Below are 21,518 nucleotides of genomic sequence, written 5' to 3' on the forward strand. Positions count from 1 at the left end.
ACCGGACGATACCGTTTGTCGATTTTGCAGAAATGAGACGACTATTCCGCCGGGTCGGCAGCCTTGTCCTTCTCACCGAATGCCCATTTCACGCGCTTCCAAAGCCAGGGGAAACGCTTGAGCATCTGGGTGATCCAGCCATGCAGCGTCTTGGACGCTGCCGCCACAAGAACCAGACCGAGGAAACCGATCATTGCGCCGATCGGGAGAATGGGGGTCAGCAGGCCCACCGGTACAGCGATGGCCATAAGGGCTAGCCCCAGTGCCACAGCAACAGCACGGATCACCAGCACCACGACGGCGCCGAAGGCATTTGAGCGTGCCCATCCGTTCAGTTGCTCGTTCATGGCTGTGACCATCTCCAACCCCGTCTGCCGGTGCGCGACTTCTTTGTCCGCGCGGCCAGACAGGAAACACTTAATTCGTAAACGTGACCCCAATGCGAGACAAAAGCGCCCAAATTCGGGCACGATCTGCGCTTCGTTTCACGCCTGTTGCATATCAGCATCAAATCGACCGGGAATCGTCGAAAGGCTCGGCTAGCAAGACGAATATGGGGGCTGTCAGGCGCCGAGGAAAGTCCCGCGGCCAGTTCTCGCTGTTCCTGCCTCATAAATTAATCGAGAGCGCTATTTTCGCCTGCAATCGACACCGGTTGCACGCCACATGACCGGCCTGGCGGGGTCGATGGTGTCCAGTGACGGGCGAGGAAGGGCCAGACCTCGTCATAAAGACCGTCACGCACAAGGGTCGCGTGATCAGCGCCCTCGATTTCGACAAACTGGCTGGGCTCAGGCGCCATCGCAGCGAGGTTCGCTCCGTGGCGGGAAGGAATGAGACGGTCTTCAGAGCCGTGCACGATCAGGACCGGCTCATCGAGCGCCCCGATCCACTGGTCCGAGCGATAGGTGTTCCGCATGAACATGGAAAACGGGTAGAGCGGGAATTTCTCTCCCGCCAGCTGGCTCATCGACATATAGGGTGCTTCCAGTATCAGGCCGCCAACCGCATTCGTCGCCGCCAGCCGCACGGCCGGGCCGGAGCCGAGAGAGAAGCCGTGAACAATGATGTCATCGGGATTGATGTCCCGGCGCAGCAGCCAGGACAGGCCGGCCTGGGCATCGATCTGCAGCCCCTCTTCACTGGGCGCGCCGGTCGATCCGGAATAGCCGCGATAATAGACAGCCAGGAAACCGGCGCCCTGTTCGTGCAGGCGACGCCAGCGTCCGGACTGGATTTCCGGCCGCCCTGCATTGCCGTCGAAAAACAGGAATGTCGGACAGCCCTGCTCCGCTTCCGCATACCAGGCGGTCAGAGCTTCCCCGTCCGCGGTGTTCAGGCGAACTGGATGGATCCAGTCCTGGCTGGGCGCCACACGTTCGGTCGACGGGTGGTAGAGGAAGTCCGACTCGCTGAGCCACAGGAGACCGCCGAGAAGCACATAAATCCCGACAGCAAACAGCACGACATCGCGCAGGCGCGTCGTCCAGCCGGTGCGGCGGAAACTCAGGCGGGTGGATGTGTTACGGGCAGGCATGCCTCCCCCTAACCTCCCTTCTTGGCAGTCTTGCGGCAAGGTCGCGGCCAATAAGAGACGGGGATACACCGGCCTGGTGTATCCCCTCAATTTTCACCCGGAAGTGGGGTAAATGCCCGGCTTACTCAGCCGCTTCCATTTCATTCGATTCCGACGGATGCCAGCGCAGGACCGGCTGGCGCGCCGCGCGGGTCTCGTCGAGACGCTTGGTCGGTGCGTGGATCGGGGCCGCCTGGAAGCGGTCCGTCTCGCCAGCCTTGGCAGCAAGGGACAGAGCTTCCAGCACGTTGATGAAACGGTCGAGACCGGACTTCGACTCCGTCTCGGTTGGCTCGATCAGCATGGCACCGTGAACGACCAGCGGGAAATACATGGTCATCGGGTGATAGCCCTCGTCGATCATCGCCTTGGCAAAGTCGAGCGTGGTGACACCCGTGCCTTCCAGGAAACGGTCATCGAACAGGGCTTCGTGCATGCACACACCGTCAAAGGCCGGGGTCATGACGTGTTTAAGACGCGCCTGGATGTAGTTGGCGTTGAGGACAGCGTCCTCGGCCACTTGTTTCAGACCATCCGAACCGTGGCTCATCATATAGGTCAGGGCGCGGGTGAACATGCCCATCTGGCCATGGAAGGCCGCCATGCGACCAAAGGGCTCGCCTGCGGCATCGGCCTCGTGCTCGACCAGCTCCCAGTCATTGCCGTTCTGGACCACGTAGGGCACCGGCGCGTGCGGCGCGAGCGCCTCGGACAGGACCGTCGGGCCGGAACCGGGGCCACCACCGCCGTGCGGGGTAGAGAAGGTCTTGTGCAGGTTGATGTGCATGGCGTCGACGCCGAGATCACCCGGACGCACACGACCGACGATGGCGTTGAAGTTCGCACCATCGCAGTAGAAATAGCCGCCCGCCTCGTGGATCAGGTCAGCGATCTCGCGAATGTCACGCTCGAACAGGCCACACGTGTTGGGGTTGGTCAGCATGATGCCGGCGACATCATCGCCCAGCTTGGCCTTGAAGGCCTCCATGTCGACACGGCCGGTTTCGTCAGCCGGGATTTCGTCACAGGTGAAACCACACTGGACCGCGGTAGCCGGATTGGTGCCGTGGGCACTTTCCGGAACCAGGACACGGCGACGATGGGTCTGGCCGTCGGCGTCCAGCTTGGCGCGGATCGCCATCATGCCGCAGAACTCGCCATGAGCACCGGCTTTCGGCGACATCGCCACACCCGGCATGCCGGTCAGCGTCATCAGCCAGTGCGCCAGCTCACCGATCACCTGGTAAGCGCCCTGTACGGTCGAGGCCGGCTGCATCGGGTGCACATCGGCAAAACCCGGCAGTCGCGCCATTTTCTCGTTGAGACGCGGATTGTGTTTCATCGTGCACGAACCGAGCGGGTAGAGACCCAGATCGATCGCGTAATTCTTGCGCGACAGGCGCACATAATGGCGCATGGTCTCCGGCTCGGAGAGGCCCGGCAGGCCCAGCTCGGACTGGCGCGCAAGACCGCCCAGGCGGCTCGGCGTGCCTTTCGGCTCGGGCAGGTCAACACCGGTCTGCACGGCAGAGCCGCGCTCATAGATCAGCGGTTCCGCCTGTTCCAGGCCCTTGGAGCCGGAGGTGGTCTCGGCGTATCCGCCGGTTGCGATATTGTCCGCCATGCGGGTCGGACGTCCTTGGGTATTCATGGGCATCAGAGAACACTCCGCAGGGCTTTATCGAAGATGGCGATATCTTCGTCCGTGTTGATCTCGGTCGCGGCCACGAGGAGCACGTCCTCGAACTGGCTCGGGAAGAGGCGGCTGGCCGGCACGCCGGCGAGCACACCCACCTTGGCCAGCGCGTCGACGACTTCATTGGCATTTTTCGGCAGGCGAACCGCGAACTCGTTGAAGAAGGCATCATTGAGCACCTCGACGCCGTCAATGGCGTCGAGCGCATCGGCCAGGCTGCAGGCGGTCTCGTGATTGATCACGGCCATCTGCTTGAGGCCCTTCTCGCCCAGCAGCGTCATGTGGATGGTGAAGGCCAACGCACACAAACCGGCATTGGTACAGATGTTCGACGTCGCCTTGTCACGGCGGATATGCTGTTCGCGCGTCGACAGCGTCAGCACGAAGCCGCGGCGGCCATCGGCATCCACCGTCTCACCGGCCAGGCGGCCCGGCATCTGGCGAATGAAGCGACGATCATCCTTACAGGCAAACAGGCCCACATAAGGACCGCCGAAATTGAGACCAACACCGATCGACTGGCCCTCGCCGACTGCGATATCCGCACCCATGGCACCCGGCGCCTCGATGAGGCCGAGGGACACGACTTCGGTGAAGGCGGCAATCACCAGCGCGCCCTTGGCGTGGGCTGCCTCGGAGATGGCCCGCAGATCATGCAGCTGGCCGAACACATCCGGCGTCTGCACGACGACACAGGCGGTCTCGTCGTCGATGGCGTTGATCAGCGTTTCCAGACCACCCAGGCGCGGCTCGGTGACCTCGATCTCGACATCGGAATATTTCGCCAGCGTCTTGGAGGCCTCGACATAGTGCGGATGCACATTGCCCGCCATGACCGCCTTCATGCGGCGCGTGACGCGTGCCGCCATCATGACCGCCTCGGCGCAGGCCGTGGAGCCGTCATACATGGAGGCATTGGCCACATCCATGCCGGTCAGCTGGGCGACCTGGGTCTGGAATTCAAACAGAGTCTGCAGCGTGCCCTGCGAGATTTCCGGCTGGTACGGCGTATAGGCCGTCAGGAATTCCGAACGCTGGATCAGGTGATCCACGGTGGACGGGATGTGGTGCTTGTAAGCGCCCGCCCCCACAAAGAACGGCACGGAAGACGCCGAGACGTTCTTCGACGACATCGCCGACATGGCCCGCTCGACCTGGAGCTCGCCCTGTTTCTTCGGCAGATCGATCAACCCGTCCAGCCGGCCCACCTCGGGCACGTCGACGAACAGATCATCAATGGAAGCCACGCCGATCGCATCGAGCATGTCCTTCCGGTCAGTCTCTGTGTGAGGGAGATAACGCATTAGGATTTCCCACGAAGTTTTTTGATCCAAAGAAAGGCCGGCCGATGCCAGCCCATAGTGACAGTGATGGTGACGACAGGAATGAGAACGGCGATCGGAAGCACGATCCCCACCCACCCAGCTTTCAGAGTTTCGCTAACAAAGGCGGGAACACCCGCGATTACCAGAAGAGCGAAAGCCCCCCACATTAAGTAGCTGATCAGTCGGGCTAGCGTGTAACCAGCGACACTAGGATCGCTCTTTCCTCTCAAGGCGAAGATCAGGACGATTACCCTGTACAACACCAGCAGGGCATATCCGCCGAGTAGAACTAAGCCGAATGGCGTCAGTTCGTTACCGACCAAGCGGTAGCTGATGAAGCCGCCAGCCAGAACAGCTAGCACCAAGCTTATGAGCGCCTGACGTACCATCAACGCACTACGCGATGTGCTCGTTGTAAGCGGCTTCGTCCATCAGGCCTTCCAGCTGGGAAGCGTCGGACAGTTTGAACTTCACGAACCAGCCGCCTGCGGTCGGCTCTTCATTGACCTTGGCCGGCTCACCTTCCAGCTCGCCATTGACCTCAACGATCTCGCCATCGACCGGTGCGTAGACTTCGGAGGCCGCCTTGACGGATTCGACAACCGCGAACTCATCGCCCTTGGACACGGTCTTGCCGACATCCGGCAGCTCGACAAAGACCACATCGCCCAGCTGCTCAGCGGCATAGGCCGTAATGCCAACCGTGGCGACATCGCCGTCTATGGTGATCCACTCATGGTCTTCAGTAAATTTCGTGCTCATGATTTTCCCTTCCCCTGTAAAGAGTTATCCGCGATAGAAATTGTTCGGAACGAACGGCATCTTGGTCACCGTCGCTGCGCGCGCCCGACCGCGCACAATCAGATCGACCTCGGTGCCCTCAGCCATGAAGGCGCGGTCGATATAGCCCATGGCAACCGGACCCTCGATGGTCGGGCCGAAGCCGCCAGAGGTCACGATACCGATGATGTTTCCGTCCTTGTCTGCGATTTCCGCACCCTCGCGCGCCGGCGCGCCCTCGAGGCGCAGGCCGATGCGTTTCTGACAGGTCTTGTCCTGGATCTGCTGGGCGATGATGGCCGCGCCCGGGAAATCACCGCGCTCGCGACGAGTCTTGGCCATGGCCCAGATCAGCGAGGCTTCAACCGGCGTGCGGTTCTCGTCCATGTCATGGCCGTAAAGGCAAAGACCGGCTTCCAGGCGCAGGCTGTCACGCGCGCCGAGACCAATCGCCTCGACCTCATCCTGGGCCAGCAGCAGTTTTGCGATCCGAGCGCCATCCGCCTCCGGGATGGAAATCTCGAAACCGTCCTCGCCCGTATAGCCGGAGCGCGAGATCAGCACCTCGACACCGTCCAGCTCAAACGCGCCGCACTGCATGAAGACCATTTCGCAGGCTGCCGGGCAAAGACGTGCCATGACATCTTTGGCTTCCGGTCCTTGCAGGGCCAGAAGGGCGCGGTCGTTGATACGGGTCAGCGTGCCCTTGCCCGCCGTCGCCGCCTCGATCAGCGCGAAATCCTCATTCTTGGTGGCTGCATTGACGACCAGGAACAGGCCGTCACCGGCCGGACGCGAGACCATGAGATCGTCGCGGATACCGCCCTTGTCGTTCAGCAGCAGGGTATATTTCTGTTCGCCGGCACCCAGGGCCGAAAGGTCCGCCGTGATCAGCGCTTCCAGCGCGGCCTCGTCACCGACATACCGCGCCTGGCCCATGTGGGAGACGTCAAACAGGCCCGCCTTGGCGCGGCAATGATTGTGCTCGCCCATGATGCCGAGCGGGTACTGGACCGGCATGTCGTAGCCGGCGAACGGCACCATCTTGCCGCCCAGCTCGACGTGCAGGGCGTGAAGCGGTGTCTTGAGAAGAGTGTCGGTCATCAATCGGGTCCTTGCGCAACAGTGATCCGCAAGCGTCGCCGCCTGCAGCCATTGCCCCCGCTGTCCCGATAACCTGAGAGATTCCGCGCCAGCCCCGCTTGCCCGGGACGACGCTTGCTCCGTCGGTGGGATGCTTGCCAAACGCGCGCATCCACTTTCCAGCGTTTTTCTCGTCCGCGGTCCCTTGGCCTGAGCGTTTCCGGGGCGGTTGCGCCTTCGGCGCCGGCTTATTCGCCGGTCTCTCCCGCGGGGAGAAGTGGCCTGTAAAACGGACCTCGCGTCCGGTCAAACAGATTTGCAGGACTCTAGGCCGGGATGCCGGTGAGTCAATGCGATTTGACGGTGGATTTCCGGCTTCGTTCTAGCCGCCCAGACACACGCCGAGCGCACTCTGGATATGACCGCCCAGCCCCGCCTGCTCTGCCTCAGGAAGAGAGGCGAAGACCTGCTGGGATTCCAGGCGCGCCGCTTCCCAGTCCGCGATCTCGCCGCGCCCCTGGATCGCGCCCTGTCCGCCCAGTGCGGCCGCACGATAGGCCCCAGGGGTCAGGCTCTGGGCCAGCTCACTGTCAAGGCATTGGCAAAAAGCAAAATGATCCGGCTCCGCACCGCCCTGGCGATCCACTTGCTGGATGCGACAGGATTGCTGCATCAGAACCGACAGGCGCGCCGGATCGGTCGGCAGGTCCGCGGACTGGACGAACAGGCTGGCGATGAGTGAAACGATCATGGCTGGCTCCTCGTTATCTGGCCCAAGCATACACCTGTTTTTGCAAACACCTCTCCCCCAAACGGGGGACCAGGATTGCAGCCTGCTGACACCCGGTTGCATCCAAATGCCGACCTGGCTGCATCTCACCGGCATACTAGCTCGGGATAACTCCATGTCATTCAAAACTCTTGCCGCCGGTCTTCTGGCAGCCACCTCGCTTATGTCGTCCTCGGCCTTCGCCCAGATCGTTACGGTCGAGGCGGATACGCAGCAACGCATCGCGGATTATATCGCAACGGCAGAGGCGGTTGGTTCAGCTGGCGGCCTGCTGGTCACCATCGGCGATGAAACCCTGATCTCCACGGGCTATGGGCTGGCCAACCGCGCCGCCCAGTATGCGGCAACGCCTGAGAGCGTGTTCGACATGGGCTCGCTGACCAAACAGTTTACAGCGGCAGCCATCCTGGTGCTGCAGGAGCGCGGTGAGTTGAGCGTTGCCGACACGCTGGATCGGTATTTCACCGACCTGCCGGCGGACAAGACCGGCATCACCATCCACCAGCTGCTGACGCACAGCTCGGGCCTGTCGGACCACACTGGCGGGTATGAGGGCAGCGATCACAGCCCCTACAAGTCACGCGAGGACTTCTTTTCCGCGCTGTTCGCCAGCCCGCTCAGCCGGGAGCCAGGCACGTCGCTGGAATACTCCAATGCCGGCTATACGGTTCTCGCCGCAATCATCGAGGATGTCAGCGGGACGGACTATGAGAGTTTCCTGATCGAGGCCGTGCTGGACCCGGCGGGCATGGACCAGACGGGTTATCGCCTGCGTGACTGGGACGATGAAAACCTCGCGCACATGTATTTCCACGGCTTTCTGGACCCGGAGCGCGCGGATATCGGCACCTTCATCCAGCGCTGGCGCGAAGAGGAGGTCTCCTGGCACATGCTGGGCAATGGCGGCCTCTACACGACGCTCGTCGATATGGGCAAATGGCACCGCGCACTGCAGGACGGTACGGTTCTGTCAGCACAATCCACGACGCAGATGCAGGCGCCGCACGTCCCCTGGGAGGAAGGCGATCCGGATCATTACGGTTATGGCTGGGTCGTGGAAACGGCTGCCGAAGGCACCCCTGTCAATCACGCGGGCTCGAACGGGCTGTTCAATGCCACCATCCGCCGCTATCCGGCCGACGACATCCTGATCATGCACTGGACCAATGAAAGCCGTCCCTCGGCGGACCGCATGGGACCGGTTGTCCGGCGCATGCTGGTCGATCCGACCTACGAGGTCAGCCCGGTGCACGCCTCGCCCTATACGCTGATCAATCAGTACAGCCAGAGCCAGCCGGTTGAGCGGGTCGCCGACCTGCCCGCGCATCTGGAAGGGATTACCGGCCGTGAACTCAGCGACCGTCGAATCCTGAATCGCGTCGGGTTTCACCTGTTGGGTGAGGAGCGCGGTGACTGGGCCGTCGCCCTCTTTGAGCTGAACACCGAGCTTTTCTCGGCCGATGGCAATCTGTTTGACAGCCTCGGGGAAGGACATGTCGCGCTGGGCAATACCGAGGCCGCCCTCGCAGCCTTCCGCACATCACTGGAGCTTGCGCCGGAAGACGGCGGCTGTAGCTGGTGCGAGAACGCTCTCAACCGTATCGCTGAACTGGAAACCGGCGCACAATAGCGCCGGATTCTACATCCGCTCCGGGGCTTCCAGACCGACCAGATGCAGGCAGAGCTCAAGCTGTTTGAGCGTTGCCTGGGCCAGGGCCAGGCGCGAGGCCTTGGTGGCATCGTCGTCTGCGCCGAGGATCGGGCAGGCGGCATAGAATTTCGAGAAGGCCTGGGCCAGGGTGAAAGCGTGATCACAGATCGCGTTCGGCGCCCGGTTCTCGCACGCCTGCTCCAGTGCAGCGCCAAACGCGTCCAGTGCGAGGACGAGATCGGTCTCCTCCTGGGTGCCGACAACAATCGCGCCCGGTGCCACACCCTCACGATCTGCCTTGCGCATCAGCGATTTCACGCGGACTGCAGCATAGAGCAGGTACGGACCGGTCTTACCTTCGAAACTGGTGAAACGGTCCAGATCGAACACGTAATTGGTGGTGCGGTAATTCTGCAGATCGGCGAACTTGATCGCAGCCAGACCAACCATGCGCGCAACATTCGCCCGCTCTTCCTCGGAGGCGTCAGAGGCGAGCCCCGCCTCCTTGAGGCGCTCACCTGCGCGTTCGATGGCGGAAGAGATCAGGTCGGCAAGGCGGAAGGTTCCACCATCGCGCGTGCGCAAACGCTTTCCGTCAGTGCCGTTGACGGTGCCGAATTTCACGTGCTCAAGCGCGCCCTCTGCAGCCAGACCGGCCTTGCTTGCCGCGCGGAAGACCTGTTCGAAATGATCCGACTGGGCCAGATCGACGACATAGAGTGTCAGGTCAGGGCCAACCTCGTTCTTGCGATCGAGAATGGTCGCCAGGTCAGTGGTTCCGTAAAGCGAAGCACCGCCGGAGGTCACAAGGATCAGCGGTGCGAGTTCCTTCTTGTCGCCGTCACGCGCAACACGCACGACCCAGGCGCCATCACTCTCCTCGGCAACGCCGCGATCCTTGAAATCCTGGACCAGGTCCGGGATCAGCGGATCGACATCGCTTTCACCCTTCCACAGGTCGAAATGCACACCCAGCGCGCCGAAATCCCTTTTCAGAGCCGCGACGGATACATCGATGAAATGACGCAGCAGCGCGCGATAGCCCGGGCGTCCGGCCTGCAGCTCAGCCGTTGCGGTTCGGGACACCTCAAGACGGTCCGCATCGGACTTCGCCTTGTTGGAGGCCTGCGGATAGAGCCGCGCAAGATCCTCGATAGTCACCGGCGGCTCGGACGGATAACCCTCCGTCACATCCGCGTCGAAATAGACCAGATCCGGTTGTTCGTCGGCCAACTCCGTAATCAGATGCCCCATCTGCAGGCCCCAATCGCCCAGATGGATGTCGGAGACCACGTCATCGCCGCGGAAACGCAGCAGGCGTTGCAGGCTATCACCCAGAACGGAAGACCGCAGATGGCCGACATGCATCGGCTTGGCGACGTTGGGGCCGCCAAAATCGATCATCACCTTGCGGGGCGTTTCGGTTTTCGCAGCGCCCGCGCGCTCGTCGGCGGCGATTTCAGCAGCGCGTAGTGTGATGGCCTCCGCGGAGGGGCGCAGGTTCAGGAAACCTGGCCCGGCAATCTCGACCTTCTCGATCAGCGGGTTGTCCGCAACCGCATCAACAACAGCCTTGGCGATCTCGCGCGGATTTTTCTTGGCTTGTTTGGCCGCCGGCATGGCGCCATTGCACTGATACGGAAAGACTTCCGGGTTCTGCTTGGACGGGCTCACACGGCCCAGTTCCCGCGGAAGCTCAAGGGAAGCGAACGCGTCGCCCAGCACTGCGCCGAGCTGATCAGCAATTGAAGGCATGAATTTTATTCCTGGCCAGCAGCGACGCGGAAACGCCGTCCACTGCGATTGAAGGCAATCTGCTCGTCAGTCAGTTCAAAGCCGACGAGAATCTCGAAATTGGTGCCCGACGTGGTCGGCGTCGCACGCGGGATGGAGATGGCATCCACACGCTCGGTCATGAACAGACGATCTTCATCCGCGCGAAAACGCACACGAATCGGGAAGGTCTCTTTCTCGATGACAGCGCGGTCACGGCGGGTGACGACAACAAAATACTCATAGGTATTCTCGCTGCCCATCGCGGCTGGACCACGGCCGAAACCCAGGTCAATTTCCAGATTGGCCAGGATCGGTCGGTCGTCATAATAACTGCAGAGGGACCGTACCGCGAGGATCTCACCGGTGAAGCCCACATTTTCATAGGTGACTTCGCCGTCAATCTCGACATAGCGGTGCGCATCATGCAGCGCGAAGGCTGTCGGACACGGGCCGATATTCGGTTCCGGTGATTCAAGAGCGTCGATAACACTGGAACAACCGGCAAGAACGGATCCGACCGCGGCAACAAGGGCAATAGAACGCATTGTGCGACACCTGACTTCACTAGAGTGACTGGCACTGGATAGCACGCAGCCGAATTGTTAGGACGGTCATACGATGCACAGCGCAAGTCCGCAACGGCATCGCTGAAGGAGATTTCGATTTCATGAGCGCAGCGCCTCCCCCCCTCACCGTCCTTCTGGCCGCTCCACGCGGTTTCTGTGCGGGTGTAGACCGCGCGATCCAGATCGTTGAGCGCGCCCTGGAAAAATTCGGTGCACCTGTCTATGTGCGCCACGAGATCGTGCACAACCGCCATGTCGTGGAACGGCTGGAGAAAATGGGCGCGATTTTTGTCGAAGAGCTTGACCAGTGCCCGGATGATCGACCGGTTGTCTTTTCTGCCCACGGCGTGCCCAAGAGCGTCCCGGCCGAGGCCTCCCGCAGGGAGATGATCTATGTCGACGCGACCTGCCCGCTGGTTTCCAAGGTCCATGTCGAAGCGCAGCGCCATTTCAACAACGGGCTGGACATCATCCTCATTGGCCATTCCGGCCATCCCGAGGTGATCGGCACGATGGGGCAGCTGCCGGAAGGCGCCATTACGCTGGTGGAAACAGTCGAGGATGTGGACACGCTCATCCCACGTGACGAGAACAAGCTTGCCTTTGTCACCCAGACCACCCTGTCCGTTGATGACACCTCTGCCATTGTCGAACGATTGCAAGCCCGCTTCCCGGCTGTCGCCTCGCCGCACAAGGAAGACATTTGCTATGCGACGACCAATCGTCAGAGCGCGGTCAAGACAATGGCGGATCGTTGCGACAAGGTCTTCGTTATCGGCGCACCGAACTCCTCCAATTCAGTCCGCCTGGTCGAGGTCGCAGAGCGGGCCGGCGCGAAAAGCGCGGAGCTGGTTGCCTCGGCCAGCGATGTCGACTGGGACAAGCTGGGCCCGGTGCGCACCGTGGGCATCACTGCGGGCGCGTCCGCGCCGGAAGACCTGGTCCAGGGACTGATCGCTGCCTTCCGCGAGCGTTTCGAGGTCTCTCTTGAGGAGCTTGCCGTGACACGCGAGGATGTCGAGTTCAAACTCCCGCGTGTGCTCGCCGAGGAAACAGACAATGTCTGAGAACAAGACCAAGCCGACCGAACAATCACCCGAAGATTTCATCGCCAGCGTGGAACACGCCACGCGCCGCGCCGATGCCCAGACGCTGCTTGATCTGATGCGGAAAATCACCGGCTGGGATGCCCGCATGTGGGGGCCGGCGATCATCGGTTTCGGTGAGTATCACTACAAGTATGAAAGCGGCCGGGAAGGCGATTTCATGCGCACCGGCTTCTCGCCTCGCAAGGCCAATATGGTGGTCTACATCATGCCCGGCTACACCGATTTCAGCGAGATACTGGGCCGGTTGGGCAAACACAAGCTTGGCAAATCCTGCCTTTACATCAACAAGCTGGCCGATGTGGACATGGGCGTTCTGGAAGAACTCATCCGTGCCGGCCTGGATGATATGGAAAAGAAATATCCGCTGTGAGCACGATTACGATCCACACTGACGGCGCCTGTTCCGGAAACCCCGGCCCGGGTGGTTGGGGCGCTATCCTGGAATGGAATGGCCACCGCAAGGAACTCAAGGGCGGCGAGCGCGACACCACCAATAACCGCATGGAGATGCAGGCCGCGATCGAGGCGTTGAAGGCGCTGAAGAAGCCGGGTCGCACCGTCGTTCTGATCACGGACAGTGTCTATCTGCGCGATGGCATCACCAAATGGATCCATGGCTGGAAGAAGCGCGGCTGGAAAACCGCCGACAAGAAGCCGGTCAAGAATGTCGATCTCTGGCAGGAGCTGGACGCCCTGACCCGCGAACACACCATCGAATGGCGCTGGGTGAAGGGCCATGCGGGCGATCCGGGCAATGAACGCGCTGACGAACTGGCGCGCGAAGGTATTGCGGGACTAGGCTAGCCGTTGGCCTGACGCTCTTCGCCGCTGGGCTGCAGCACAGCCAGGACTTCGGCCAGATCGAGCGGCTTGGCGAGATAACCATTGGCCCCGGAAGCGAGATATTTCTCGCGCGCACCGCGGGTCGCATCCGCCGTCACAGCGAAAATTGGAATGTTCGCATACTCGGCCCCGGACTCACGGATCTGGCGAATGGCTTCGTCGCCAGAAAGAACAGGCATCTGAATATCCATCAGAACAGCGTCAAAGCGTCCGTTGGCCAGAATGTCGATTGCCTCCTGGCCGTTACTGGCGGTTTCCACCTCGTAACCCGCACCTTTCAGAAGCGCTGTCGCAACAATTAGGTTCGTGGCCACGTCATCCGCCACAAGGATTCGACCCGATGCCGACATCCGGGCCGTCTGGCTGGCGGCAGCCAGATCCCTCGTTTCAGCGCCGGAACTCCAGCTATCAGCGCTTTCCAGGGGTATTTCGAACCAGAAACACGCACCTTGGCCGAGCTCGCTCTCCACACCGATATCGCCTCCTGCCAGCTCGACGATTTCGCTGCAAATGGCCAGACCGAGACCCGTTCCGCCATGCTCGCGAGTTGCGCTGCCGTCGACCTGCGCGAAGCGACCGAAGATATGACTGCACTGGTCGGCGGGTATTCCCGGGCCCGTATCCCGAACGACGAAGCGAACCCAATCCGGCTTGAGCTGGCTGACTTCAAGACTGACAGAGCCGCTCGGTGTGAATTTCACCGCATTGCCCAGAAGATTGATGAGAACCTGGCGGATGCGCTTCTGGTCGCCGAGGACCTTCCGCGGGATCTTCGGGTCGATTTCGATCGACAAGTCGAGAGATTTTTCGGCGGCCATGCCCGCCACCATGTCAATGACCGAACGCGATGTTTGCGCAACGTCGAACGGCTCATTCGACAGATCGACCGCGCCCGCCTCGATCTTGGAGATATCGAGGATATCCTCGATCAGGTCGAGCAGGGCCCGACCTGAATTCTCAAGCGTATTGACGAAACCCGCCTGTTTGTCGGTGAGATCAGTCAGGCGCAATAGCTGCGTCATGCCGAGCACGCCATTCAGCGGCGTTCTGATCTCGTGACTCATATTCGCAAGGAATTGGGACTTTGCCAGGTTGGCTTCTTCAGCCTCCTTGCGGCGACGCTCGATTTCCTCGCGGGCACGCACCTCAGACGTCAGGTCGAAATTGATCCCGCTGAACACTTTTTCACCGTAGAGGCCTTCGCGCAGCAGTGCCTGTGAGCGGATATGGCGCACGCGGCCATCATCCAACACAATGCGGTACTCCGCATCATACTCCGCCCCCTCGCGCAGAGCCGCTTCCAGCTTTTCGCGCAACTCCGGTTCATCGTCCGGGTGGATGCGGTTTTCCCAAATCTTGAACGGATCTTCTGCTGCTTCGGGATCGACGCCGAACATGGTGTGGGATCCCTTGTCCCACCAGGTAGACCCATCATCGAGATTCATCTCGAACACGCCGATCTTGCCCACTTGCAAAGCCAAGCCCAGGCGCCCGGAAAGCGTACGCACCTCTTCTTCGCGGGCTCGACGTTCAGTTACGTCCTGGAAGGAGCCGATCAACTTACTGACCTTGCCATTCTCAAACAGGGCCCGCCCAACGGCACGCACCCAAATTCTGTTTCCCTTGGCCGTAATAAACGGCAGCTCCAGATCCCAGGGTTCACCCTCCTGGATTCCGCGCTGAACCGCGTCTGTCATAACCGGCCGCGCTTCCGGGGCGTAAAAATTGATGGCCTCGTCCATTGCAGGCTCGAAATCGGCCGGCACTTCATGGATCCTGCAGGTAATCTCGTCCCAGATCGGTTGGCCGGTGGCCATATCGACCTCCCAGCTTCCAATTCCGCCAAGTTCAGTCACCACCAGGAGACGTTCTGTGGCCCGTCGTTTCTCCTTCTCAAGCTCGACACTGGCTGTAATGTCCTCGATGGAGCCGGCCATGCGGACCGGCTTGCCCTCGAAATCCCATTCGGCCTGCCCGCGCGAACGGACAATTATGAAGCTGCCATCAGGCTTACGCAGCCGGTATTCCTGTTGATAGGGTTGTTTCTTGAACAAGTGTGCGTTCAGGGCAGTCTCGACGCGCTCTCGATCTTCCGGGTGAACAAATCCGAGGAGCACTTCGGCGCTGTTGTCGATCTGACCGCTTCCCATCTGCGGCATTGTTTCGGGCCGACCGACAATGTCCAGCAAGCGTTCCGACAGAAATGCCGTATTCTGACGCACATCGAGCTCCCAGACACCCGATGCACTGCCCTGTACAGCGAGATCGTAACGACGCTGGCTGTCGTTGAGATCAGCAATCGCCTGCTCGCGTGCGCGCTCCATGCGGTGGGCACTGACGAGATTGGAAATTGTCACCAGCAGGGGTTCGATCGCCTGTCTGATCGCCGGGTCAAACCCACCGGGGCGATTGGCAATCCCGATCATGGCCACAAACTCGCCCCGACTGAAAAGCGGGATGCCCATATAGGCCTTTAGGGGCGGGTATCCTTCCGGTAGCCCTCCCGATTCTCCGTGCTCTGATGGGTTATTGGTGATCAGCGCATCGCCGGTCCTGATCGTATAGCCAAACGGAGTGTCGAGATTTCGGAACTCAAAACCCGTCTTGGAGTGGGTCTCATAGATCTGACGCGTTTCCTCGTCCCAGGAAATATCGGTAATCGCATGCGTCTTGAGGAAACGACCGCTCTCGTCGGTGAGGATTTCACCGATGAAACCATACTCGCTACCGGTAAGCTCCAGAGCGGCGCTGAGCAATTGACCGAAAGCGATGTTGGCATCTGCCAGATTGGCGATGTACTGGGTCTGCACCTGGGCGATAGCTGCCAATTGCCGGGTCGACGCGTCGGCAGCTCGAGTCCGCGCGCGCTCGGCAATACGCTCCTCAACGAGGCGTGCCAGGGCCGTCAGGCGTTCAAAATCATTTACCGAAAGATCGATTGGCTCGTCATGAATAACGCACAGGGTTCCGATCTTGTGTCCACCGGACTCGCGGATCGGAACACCCGCATAACCGCGAATATGCGGCTCGCCGGTCACCAGCGGATTGTCGCGGAACCTGTCATCCTCCAGCGCGTTGGGGACGTAGAAAATTTCATCACCCTGAATCGCATGATGACAGAAAGCGACATCGCGCGGCGTCTCGTCGGCCGGAATATTGATGTTCGACTTGAACCACTGCCTGTCCCGATCTACCAGCGAGACGGCACACATACGCGTGCCGGTCAGCCCAACCGCAAGGTCGGTGAGTGTGTCGAAACCGTCCTCAGCTTCGGTATCCAGCAGGCCTAACGCATACAGGGCAGCTAGACGTGCTTCTTCAAAGTCGGTTTGCTTATCAGACAAGAAAGTCCCCGAGTCCGGACAGATGAAAGACGCAGTCTCAGTCGCGTCGGTTTACCAAAACTAAATGCAGCCACACCCGCCCCTAAGGCATAAAAAAGCCGGCCCCGCGAGGGACCGGCTTTTCCGGGAGGAATTGTCCAGGCTTACTGGCCGAGACGGAAGTCCAGGGAATAGGTGTGACCCTCGGTGCGGGCCTCACTGGCTTCGTAGCGCCAGGTCTCGATTGCAGCCAACGCGGCACGGTCGAATACACCGGCCGGCGTGGATTCCACGATCTGGGCATCAACAACGCTGCCATCAGCGTCAATCGCATAGGAAACCGTGACAGAACCCTCGATACCGCGACGCTCGGCGCCACGCGGGTAGTCCGGAGCCGAGCGCTCAATAGCAGCGCGATCGGTCGTCGTGATTGCAAGCGCCGGAGCACCAACAAGAGAAACAGCCATGCCAGAAGCGATGATTACGGAGAAGGTTTTTGCTTTCATTTCGCTCACCCAAGGAATTAAACTCAACTGAGCGCGGATATACGGGCGAAATCCTTCCGGTTACTCTCCGGGAAAGCTAAAATTTTAGCGGATCCGGATATATGGTATGACTCACTGCGCCTGGTGGTCGGAAACCCGCAGGATCACACCATTGACCTCGTGCACATACAGCGTGGTTCCGGACGCCGGGTCACTGGCATCGATCATCTCCGCCGCCCACTCGGTATCACCGAATTTCACCCGACCTCTTGCCGCAGCAAAATCACTCACAGCGACAACCCGCTGGCCGATCATGCGCTGGGAGCGGTCATTGAGACCGGTGCTGGCTCCGGCCTTGAGACGCGGACGCACCCAGCGGTCGCCTGCCCAGATCAGCGCGATCGAGGAGAAGGCAAAGAAAGTCAGCTGGAGGGTCCAGCTCGCGCCGATAAACTCCAGCGCGATGAAACCGGTCAGGAACGCTGCCGCAGCAGGCCAGAGGAGGTAGGTTGTGCCTGTCAGCAACTCCGCGATCAGGAGCACGCCGGCAATTGCCCACCATGCCCACAGGTTCAGCTTCTCAAGCAGTGAAACAATCGAATCCATATCTGACCTCCTCTACCCGTTACACTTATTCTTTGTGCGTGGCTTCGCTTACGGCCTTGTGCGCCGCCTTGCCCAGCTCACCCACACCGGTGATGGTCCCGATGATATTGGAGAACTCTGCCGGGATGATCACTGTCTTCTGCTGATCGCTGATTGCGAGATTGGCGAACGCATCGACATATTTCTGACCCAGGAAGTAGTTGATCGCGGAGACGTCACCCTTGCCGATCGCGTCAGAGACCATTTCGGTCGCCTTGGCTTCGGCTTCAGCTTCACGCTCGCGCGCCTCGGCATCGAGGAAGGCAGAGGCCTTGCGACCCTCGGCCTCGCGGATCGCCGCTTCCTTCTCACCTTCAGCCCGCAGGATCTGGGACTGTTTGGCGCCCTCGGCTTCCAGGATCTCTGCACGCTTGAGACGCTCGGCCTTCATCTGGCGGGCCATGGCCTCGGTGATATCCATGGGCGGCGACAGGTCGCGGATCTCGATCCGGGTCACCTTTACACCCCAGGGGTTGGTCGCCGCATCGATCACGGACAGCAGGCGCGCATTGATCTCGTCCCGCTTGGACAGGGTTTCGTCGAGATCCATGGAACCGACCACAGTCCGTACATTCGTCAGCGCCAGGTTGATGATGGCAAAGTCGAGATTGTCGACTTCATAGGCCGCGCGCGGCGCATCCATCACCTGGATGAAGACCACGGCGTCGACCGAGACGGTCGCATTGTCCTTGGTGATCACATCCTGGTTGGGAACATCGAGAACACGCTCACGCATGTTCATCTTGTAACCAATGCCGTCCACGAACGGGACGATGAAGTGAAGACCGGGCGTAAGGGTCCGCGTGAAACGTCCGAAACGCTCCACCGTAAATTCCTGTCCCTGCGGTACTGTCTTGATCACCGACATGATGATCGCCAGTGCGAGGAAAAACAGTACGGCTATGCCAATCAAACCGAAATCCATGCGGACCCTCCCATTAAGTCACGAGTTGTTTATGCGGACACGCTGTCGAGCTGTCCGAGAATGTGGTCGGCGGACGAGACCTTGAATTCGCCCGGAGCCTCGACATTCAGCTCGGACACTACGCCGTCCTTGACCAGCATGGAGAAACGCTGCGCGCGCACACCCATGCCAAAACCGCTGCCGTCGAACTCGAGGCCAACGGCCTTGGCGAACTCGGCATTGCCGTCGGCCAGCATCATCACATCTTCACCCGCCTTTTGGTCAGCGCCCCAGGCGCCCATGACGAAGACGTCGTTGACGGACATGCAGGCGATGGTGTCGACACCCTTGCCTTTGATGGCTGCGGCGTTCTCGACAAAGCCCGGCAGGTGCTTGGCCGAACAGGTCGGCGTGAACGCGCCTGGTACAGAGAACAGGGCAACAGTCTTGCCGGCAAAAACATCGGACGTGGACACCGGGGCTGGGCCATCGGCCGTCATCGTCATGAAAGTGGCCTCGGGGAGGCGGTCACCGACCTTGATCGTCATGGTCTATTCTCCTGAAGGTTTATTTATGCGTGCTTGCGCACTTTAAGATAGCGGGAACCCGGCTAGACGCATCCCCTATTTGAGGCGATCATGCCGGTATGACTCGGAAAGATGATACGCTGACAGCCGACAGATATCTGGGAGGCAAGTTGTTGATCGCCTCCCCTTCTATCGGCGACCCGCGTTTCGATCGCACCGTCATCCTCATGTGCGATCATTCCGAGGATCATGCAATGGGAATCGTACTGAACAAGCCTGTTGAAGGCCTCAGACTTCCATCCCTGCTGGAACAATTAGGCATCGAGGGCGAGCCCCATGCCCCGGACCGCGCCGTACTGGTGGGCGGACCGGTCGAACGAGATCGCGGTTTTGTTCTGCATAGCGCTGATTTCGAATCGAATGATTCGACCCTGCCCGTAAGCGACACGATCGGGCTGACGGCGACCAAGGACGCGCTGGAGGCCATCGCCTCGCCCAGACCACCTCGCCGCAGCCTGCTCGCGCTGGGTTACTCCGGCTGGGGAGCTGGACAATTGGAAGAGGAACTGGCCAGCAATGCCTGGTTTGTCGCAGATCCAGACGAGGACCTGATCTTTGCCGAAAGCGCTGACGACAAGTGGGAACGCGCCCTGGAGCTACTGGGCATCAACCTGGAACGCCTGTCCAGCCTCAGCGGCAATGCCTAGCTGGCGGCCCTGAACCGGCCTTCCAGTCCAGCCCCGATCAGTTCATACGCATCCTGCGGTGCCAGCGCGCCGGAATAGCGATAGCCCTGCGCAAAGTCACAGCCGATCTCGGCCAGCAGGCTGGCGGTTTCGGCCGTCTCCACGCCTTCTGCGACGACCTTCATCTTGAAGTGTTTGGCCAACTGCACCACGGACTGCACCACAGTTGTCGCACTTTCATTCCCGATCATGGCGCGCACGAAATACTGGTCGACCTTGACCACATCAAAGGGCAGCATTTCCAGCCGCGCGAGCGAGGAATAGCCGGTTCCGAAATCATCCAGCGCCAGGGCAATGCCTGCTTCGGACAGACGCGCCATGGCGTCGGCCGCAGCGTCCGGATCGTGCATGATCTCGGTTTCGGCGATCTCCAGCTTGAAGACACCGGCGGGCAGGCCGGCGCGTTCGACATAGGCAATGATGCGATCCTGGAAGCCGGGATCGACCAGCTCGCTGACCGAGACATTGGCCGCTACGAACAGATCCTGTGCCTGAGGCGAACTCCGGCGCCAGGCCGAGAGATCATCCACCGCGTTGGAACGAATATTCGAGCTCAGCTTGCCCAGCTGATCGATATCATCCGCCATGGCCAGGAAATCCGGCGGAGCGAGCACACCAACACCCGGGCGACGCCAGCGGGCCAGCGCTTCGAAACCCACAAGGCTCTGCGTCTTCAGACAGATGATCGGTTGGTAAAAGGCCAGCACCTCGCCCGCCTCCACAGCCCGCGCCAGGGCGTGCTCGTCGGCAATCCGGTTGGCCTTGTGGACCGTGTTCCCGGCCGGGATCATCAGACCGTCGACCCGCTCACCCTCACGCCGGGCACCGATCAGACGCACATAACTCAGCTGCTGGTCCAGACCGGTCAGGCGCAAACGCACATCGATCCGGCCCGCCGCCAGGTCCCGGCGCACCGCATCCTGGTCCGTCGGGCCCATGCGCGCGAGGAAGACCTCCAGCGTCAGGGTATCACCATTGAGGCCAAAGCGAGCTCGCTCGCCGGACAGGGTCACGGCGCCGGTCCCAGGATGGATGCTGAACGCCACCGCGCCCGCGGCTGCGGCACCGGCTTCAAACGGATCGGAACTCATTTGCGCTCGTCAGTGCTGAGCAGGGCAAAACGATCATGATCACGCCACTCGCCAGCAATATTGAGGAAGGAACGCGAGCGCCCCTCGAACTGGAAGCCGACGCCCTCCAGCAATTTGCGGGAGGCATGGTTTTCCGGACGACAGGCCGCCTCGACACGATGCAGGCCCAGGGAATCGAAAGCGAAGCACAAGACACGTTTCACCGCGGCGCGGGTATAGCCCTTGCGGACATAGGGGCTGCCGACCCAGTAGCCGATATCCGCCGCCTGCAGCACGCCGCGCCGGACATTGTTCAGATTGCACGCGCCAAGCAGGACATCATCCTCCCGCCGCACGATGAAAAACGGATAGCCCAGACCGGACTGGCGGTCGGCCTGGTACCGCGCAATACGGCGGCGGAACGCACCCTTGGACAATTCATCAACCGTCCAGGCCGGCTCCCAGGGTTCGGTGTGGGCGCGCGAGGCGCCGCGCAGCTTTGCCCAGGCATCATAGTCCTCGAGCACGGGTGCCCGCAGCTTGATGCCCTGACCGAACAGGATGTCTTCTTCCGGATCATCGCGCCAAAGTGCCACGCATCTCTCCCAATACGGCGGGCTGTT

Annotated in this window: 22 protein-coding genes and 2 riboswitches; of the genes, 5 read left to right on the forward strand and 17 right to left on the reverse strand. The window is 60.8% G+C overall.

The annotated features are described in order from the left end of the window. Positions 1 to 41: 41 nt before the first annotated feature. From JJ889_RS10315 to JJ889_RS10350, 8 genes are all read right to left on the reverse strand, one after another. Positions 42 to 347: a hypothetical protein gene (locus JJ889_RS10315; protein ID WP_291894720.1), complete on the reverse strand. Its 306-nt coding sequence runs from the start codon at positions 345 to 347 to the stop codon at positions 42 to 44. A 269-nt stretch (positions 348 to 616) separates the two neighbouring features. Next, positions 617 to 1,537 carry an alpha/beta hydrolase gene (locus JJ889_RS10320; protein WP_291894723.1) on the reverse strand — a complete coding sequence of 307 codons (921 nt, stop codon included), beginning with the start codon at positions 1,535 to 1,537 and terminating at the stop codon, positions 617 to 619. A gap of 121 nt (positions 1,538 to 1,658) precedes the next feature. Next, complete coding sequence (gcvPB, locus tag JJ889_RS10325) at positions 1,659 to 3,233, reverse strand: aminomethyl-transferring glycine dehydrogenase subunit GcvPB (protein ID WP_291894726.1); 1,575 nt, start codon at positions 3,231 to 3,233, stop codon at positions 1,659 to 1,661. Beyond that, a complete protein-coding gene (gene gcvPA / locus JJ889_RS10330; protein WP_291894728.1) occupies positions 3,233 to 4,576 on the reverse strand; it encodes an aminomethyl-transferring glycine dehydrogenase subunit GcvPA in 1,344 nt (447 codons plus the stop codon). Before gcvPA ends, gcvPB begins: the two co-directional genes overlap by 1 nt. Next, positions 4,576 to 4,986: a hypothetical protein gene (locus tag JJ889_RS10335; protein ID WP_291894729.1), complete on the reverse strand. Its 411-nt coding sequence runs from the start codon at positions 4,984 to 4,986 to the stop codon at positions 4,576 to 4,578. Before JJ889_RS10335 ends, gcvPA begins: the two co-directional genes overlap by 1 nt. Positions 4,987 to 4,993: 7 nt before the next feature. Then, entirely contained in the window at positions 4,994 to 5,359 is a 366-nt protein-coding gene (gcvH, locus tag JJ889_RS10340; RefSeq protein ID WP_291894730.1) for a glycine cleavage system protein GcvH, read from the reverse strand. Positions 5,360 to 5,383: 24 nt separating this feature from the next. Next, entirely contained in the window at positions 5,384 to 6,484 is a 1,101-nt protein-coding gene (gene gcvT / locus JJ889_RS10345) for a glycine cleavage system aminomethyltransferase GcvT (RefSeq protein WP_366524289.1), read from the reverse strand. Between the two features lie 55 nt (positions 6,485 to 6,539). Next, positions 6,540 to 6,645: riboswitch (glycine riboswitch) on the reverse strand. Positions 6,646 to 6,648: 3 nt separating this feature from the next. Beyond that, positions 6,649 to 6,738, reverse strand: a riboswitch (glycine riboswitch). Positions 6,739 to 6,842: 104 nt separating this feature from the next. Further along, the gene (locus JJ889_RS10350; protein ID WP_291894735.1) at positions 6,843 to 7,211 is read right to left on the reverse strand and encodes a hypothetical protein; all 369 of its coding nucleotides are present in this window, start codon (positions 7,209 to 7,211) and stop codon (positions 6,843 to 6,845) included. 154 nt (positions 7,212 to 7,365) lie between these two features. On the opposite strand from JJ889_RS10350, the gene JJ889_RS10355 reads away from it, so the two are divergent. Beyond that, the gene (locus JJ889_RS10355) at positions 7,366 to 8,880 is read left to right on the forward strand and encodes a serine hydrolase (protein WP_291894737.1); all 1,515 of its coding nucleotides are present in this window, start codon (positions 7,366 to 7,368) and stop codon (positions 8,878 to 8,880) included. Between the two features lie 9 nt (positions 8,881 to 8,889). On the opposite strand, the gene argS is transcribed toward JJ889_RS10355, so the two are convergent. Together argS and JJ889_RS10365 are read right to left on the reverse strand one after the other, a co-directional pair. Further along, a complete protein-coding gene (gene argS, locus JJ889_RS10360) occupies positions 8,890 to 10,656 on the reverse strand; it encodes an arginine--tRNA ligase (protein ID WP_291894740.1) in 1,767 nt (588 codons plus the stop codon). A 5-nt stretch (positions 10,657 to 10,661) separates the two neighbouring features. Then, the gene (locus JJ889_RS10365; RefSeq protein ID WP_291894743.1) at positions 10,662 to 11,222 is read right to left on the reverse strand and encodes a hypothetical protein; all 561 of its coding nucleotides are present in this window, start codon (positions 11,220 to 11,222) and stop codon (positions 10,662 to 10,664) included. Positions 11,223 to 11,344: 122 nt separating this feature from the next. On the opposite strand from JJ889_RS10365, the gene ispH reads away from it, so the two are divergent. The 3 genes from ispH to rnhA are packed head-to-tail and all read left to right on the forward strand — an operon-like array spanning position 11,345 to position 13,156. Continuing rightward, on the forward strand, positions 11,345 to 12,310 hold the full coding sequence (gene ispH, locus JJ889_RS10370) for a 4-hydroxy-3-methylbut-2-enyl diphosphate reductase (RefSeq protein WP_291894746.1): 966 nt from the start codon (positions 11,345 to 11,347) through the stop codon (positions 12,308 to 12,310). Beyond that, complete coding sequence (locus tag JJ889_RS10375; RefSeq protein ID WP_291894748.1) at positions 12,303 to 12,722, forward strand: DUF1801 domain-containing protein; 420 nt, start codon at positions 12,303 to 12,305, stop codon at positions 12,720 to 12,722. Before ispH ends, JJ889_RS10375 begins: the two co-directional genes overlap by 8 nt. Next, a complete protein-coding gene (gene rnhA, locus JJ889_RS10380; protein ID WP_366940094.1) occupies positions 12,710 to 13,156 on the forward strand; it encodes a ribonuclease HI in 447 nt (148 codons plus the stop codon). The genes JJ889_RS10375 and rnhA overlap by 13 nt, the downstream gene beginning before the upstream one ends. Here rnhA and JJ889_RS10385 read toward each other — a convergent pair. From JJ889_RS10385 to JJ889_RS10405, 5 genes are all read right to left on the reverse strand, one after another. Beyond that, positions 13,153 to 16,539 carry a PAS domain-containing protein gene (locus JJ889_RS10385; RefSeq protein ID WP_291894754.1) on the reverse strand — a complete coding sequence of 1,129 codons (3,387 nt, stop codon included), beginning with the start codon at positions 16,537 to 16,539 and terminating at the stop codon, positions 13,153 to 13,155. The two genes, rnhA and JJ889_RS10385, sit on opposite strands and share 4 nt — an antisense overlap. Positions 16,540 to 16,682: 143 nt before the next feature. Next, the gene (locus tag JJ889_RS10390) at positions 16,683 to 17,024 is read right to left on the reverse strand and encodes an energy transducer TonB (RefSeq protein WP_291894757.1); all 342 of its coding nucleotides are present in this window, start codon (positions 17,022 to 17,024) and stop codon (positions 16,683 to 16,685) included. 111 nt (positions 17,025 to 17,135) lie between these two features. Beyond that, positions 17,136 to 17,609 (reverse strand): NfeD family protein, encoded by a 474-nt coding sequence (locus JJ889_RS10395; RefSeq protein ID WP_291894760.1) that lies wholly within the window; start codon positions 17,607 to 17,609, stop codon positions 17,136 to 17,138. Positions 17,610 to 17,634: 25 nt separating this feature from the next. Beyond that, a complete protein-coding gene (locus tag JJ889_RS10400; RefSeq protein ID WP_291894763.1) occupies positions 17,635 to 18,573 on the reverse strand; it encodes an SPFH domain-containing protein in 939 nt (312 codons plus the stop codon). A gap of 29 nt (positions 18,574 to 18,602) precedes the next feature. After that, the gene (locus tag JJ889_RS10405; protein WP_291894767.1) at positions 18,603 to 19,100 is read right to left on the reverse strand and encodes a peroxiredoxin; all 498 of its coding nucleotides are present in this window, start codon (positions 19,098 to 19,100) and stop codon (positions 18,603 to 18,605) included. A 98-nt stretch (positions 19,101 to 19,198) separates the two neighbouring features. On the opposite strand from JJ889_RS10405, the gene JJ889_RS10410 reads away from it, so the two are divergent. Beyond that, positions 19,199 to 19,786 carry a YqgE/AlgH family protein gene (locus JJ889_RS10410; protein WP_291894770.1) on the forward strand — a complete coding sequence of 196 codons (588 nt, stop codon included), beginning with the start codon at positions 19,199 to 19,201 and terminating at the stop codon, positions 19,784 to 19,786. On the opposite strand, the gene JJ889_RS10415 is transcribed toward JJ889_RS10410, so the two are convergent. Both JJ889_RS10415 and JJ889_RS10420 read right to left on the reverse strand, forming a co-directional pair. Next, positions 19,783 to 20,916: an EAL domain-containing protein gene (locus tag JJ889_RS10415; RefSeq protein ID WP_291894772.1), complete on the reverse strand. Its 1,134-nt coding sequence runs from the start codon at positions 20,914 to 20,916 to the stop codon at positions 19,783 to 19,785. The two genes, JJ889_RS10410 and JJ889_RS10415, sit on opposite strands and share 4 nt — an antisense overlap. Beyond that, positions 20,913 to 21,491 carry a GNAT family protein gene (locus tag JJ889_RS10420; RefSeq protein WP_291894775.1) on the reverse strand — a complete coding sequence of 193 codons (579 nt, stop codon included), beginning with the start codon at positions 21,489 to 21,491 and terminating at the stop codon, positions 20,913 to 20,915. The genes JJ889_RS10415 and JJ889_RS10420 overlap by 4 nt, the downstream gene beginning before the upstream one ends. Positions 21,492 to 21,518: the final 27 nt, after the last annotated feature.

This window comes from Maricaulis sp. (assembly GCF_017643475.1).
Taxonomy (GTDB): domain Bacteria; phylum Pseudomonadota; class Alphaproteobacteria; order Caulobacterales; family Maricaulaceae; genus Maricaulis.

Coding starts and splice junctions, on each gene's coding strand:
- JJ889_RS10315 (WP_291894720.1), bottom strand. CDS start 347: ATGAACGAGCAACTGAACGGATGGGCACGCTCAAATGCCTTCGGCGCC.
- JJ889_RS10320 (WP_291894723.1), bottom strand. CDS start 1,537: ATGCCTGCCCGTAACACATCCACCCGCCTGAGTTTCCGCCGCACCGGC.
- gcvPB (WP_291894726.1), bottom strand. CDS start 3,233: ATGCCCATGAATACCCAAGGACGTCCGACCCGCATGGCGGACAATATC.
- gcvPA (WP_291894728.1), bottom strand. CDS start 4,576: ATGCGTTATCTCCCTCACACAGAGACTGACCGGAAGGACATGCTCGAT.
- JJ889_RS10335 (WP_291894729.1), bottom strand. CDS start 4,986: ATGGTACGTCAGGCGCTCATAAGCTTGGTGCTAGCTGTTCTGGCTGGC.
- gcvH (WP_291894730.1), bottom strand. CDS start 5,359: ATGAGCACGAAATTTACTGAAGACCATGAGTGGATCACCATAGACGGC.
- JJ889_RS10350 (WP_291894735.1), bottom strand. CDS start 7,211: ATGATCGTTTCACTCATCGCCAGCCTGTTCGTCCAGTCCGCGGACCTG.
- JJ889_RS10355 (WP_291894737.1), top strand. CDS start 7,366: ATGTCATTCAAAACTCTTGCCGCCGGTCTTCTGGCAGCCACCTCGCTT.
- argS (WP_291894740.1), bottom strand. CDS start 10,656: ATGCCTTCAATTGCTGATCAGCTCGGCGCAGTGCTGGGCGACGCGTTC.
- JJ889_RS10365 (WP_291894743.1), bottom strand. CDS start 11,222: ATGCGTTCTATTGCCCTTGTTGCCGCGGTCGGATCCGTTCTTGCCGGT.
- ispH (WP_291894746.1), top strand. CDS start 11,345: ATGAGCGCAGCGCCTCCCCCCCTCACCGTCCTTCTGGCCGCTCCACGC.
- JJ889_RS10375 (WP_291894748.1), top strand. CDS start 12,303: ATGTCTGAGAACAAGACCAAGCCGACCGAACAATCACCCGAAGATTTC.
- JJ889_RS10390 (WP_291894757.1), bottom strand. CDS start 17,024: ATGAAAGCAAAAACCTTCTCCGTAATCATCGCTTCTGGCATGGCTGTT.
- JJ889_RS10395 (WP_291894760.1), bottom strand. CDS start 17,609: ATGGATTCGATTGTTTCACTGCTTGAGAAGCTGAACCTGTGGGCATGG.
- JJ889_RS10400 (WP_291894763.1), bottom strand. CDS start 18,573: ATGGATTTCGGTTTGATTGGCATAGCCGTACTGTTTTTCCTCGCACTG.
- JJ889_RS10405 (WP_291894767.1), bottom strand. CDS start 19,100: ATGACGATCAAGGTCGGTGACCGCCTCCCCGAGGCCACTTTCATGACG.
- JJ889_RS10410 (WP_291894770.1), top strand. CDS start 19,199: ATGACTCGGAAAGATGATACGCTGACAGCCGACAGATATCTGGGAGGC.
- JJ889_RS10415 (WP_291894772.1), bottom strand. CDS start 20,916: ATGAGTTCCGATCCGTTTGAAGCCGGTGCCGCAGCCGCGGGCGCGGTG.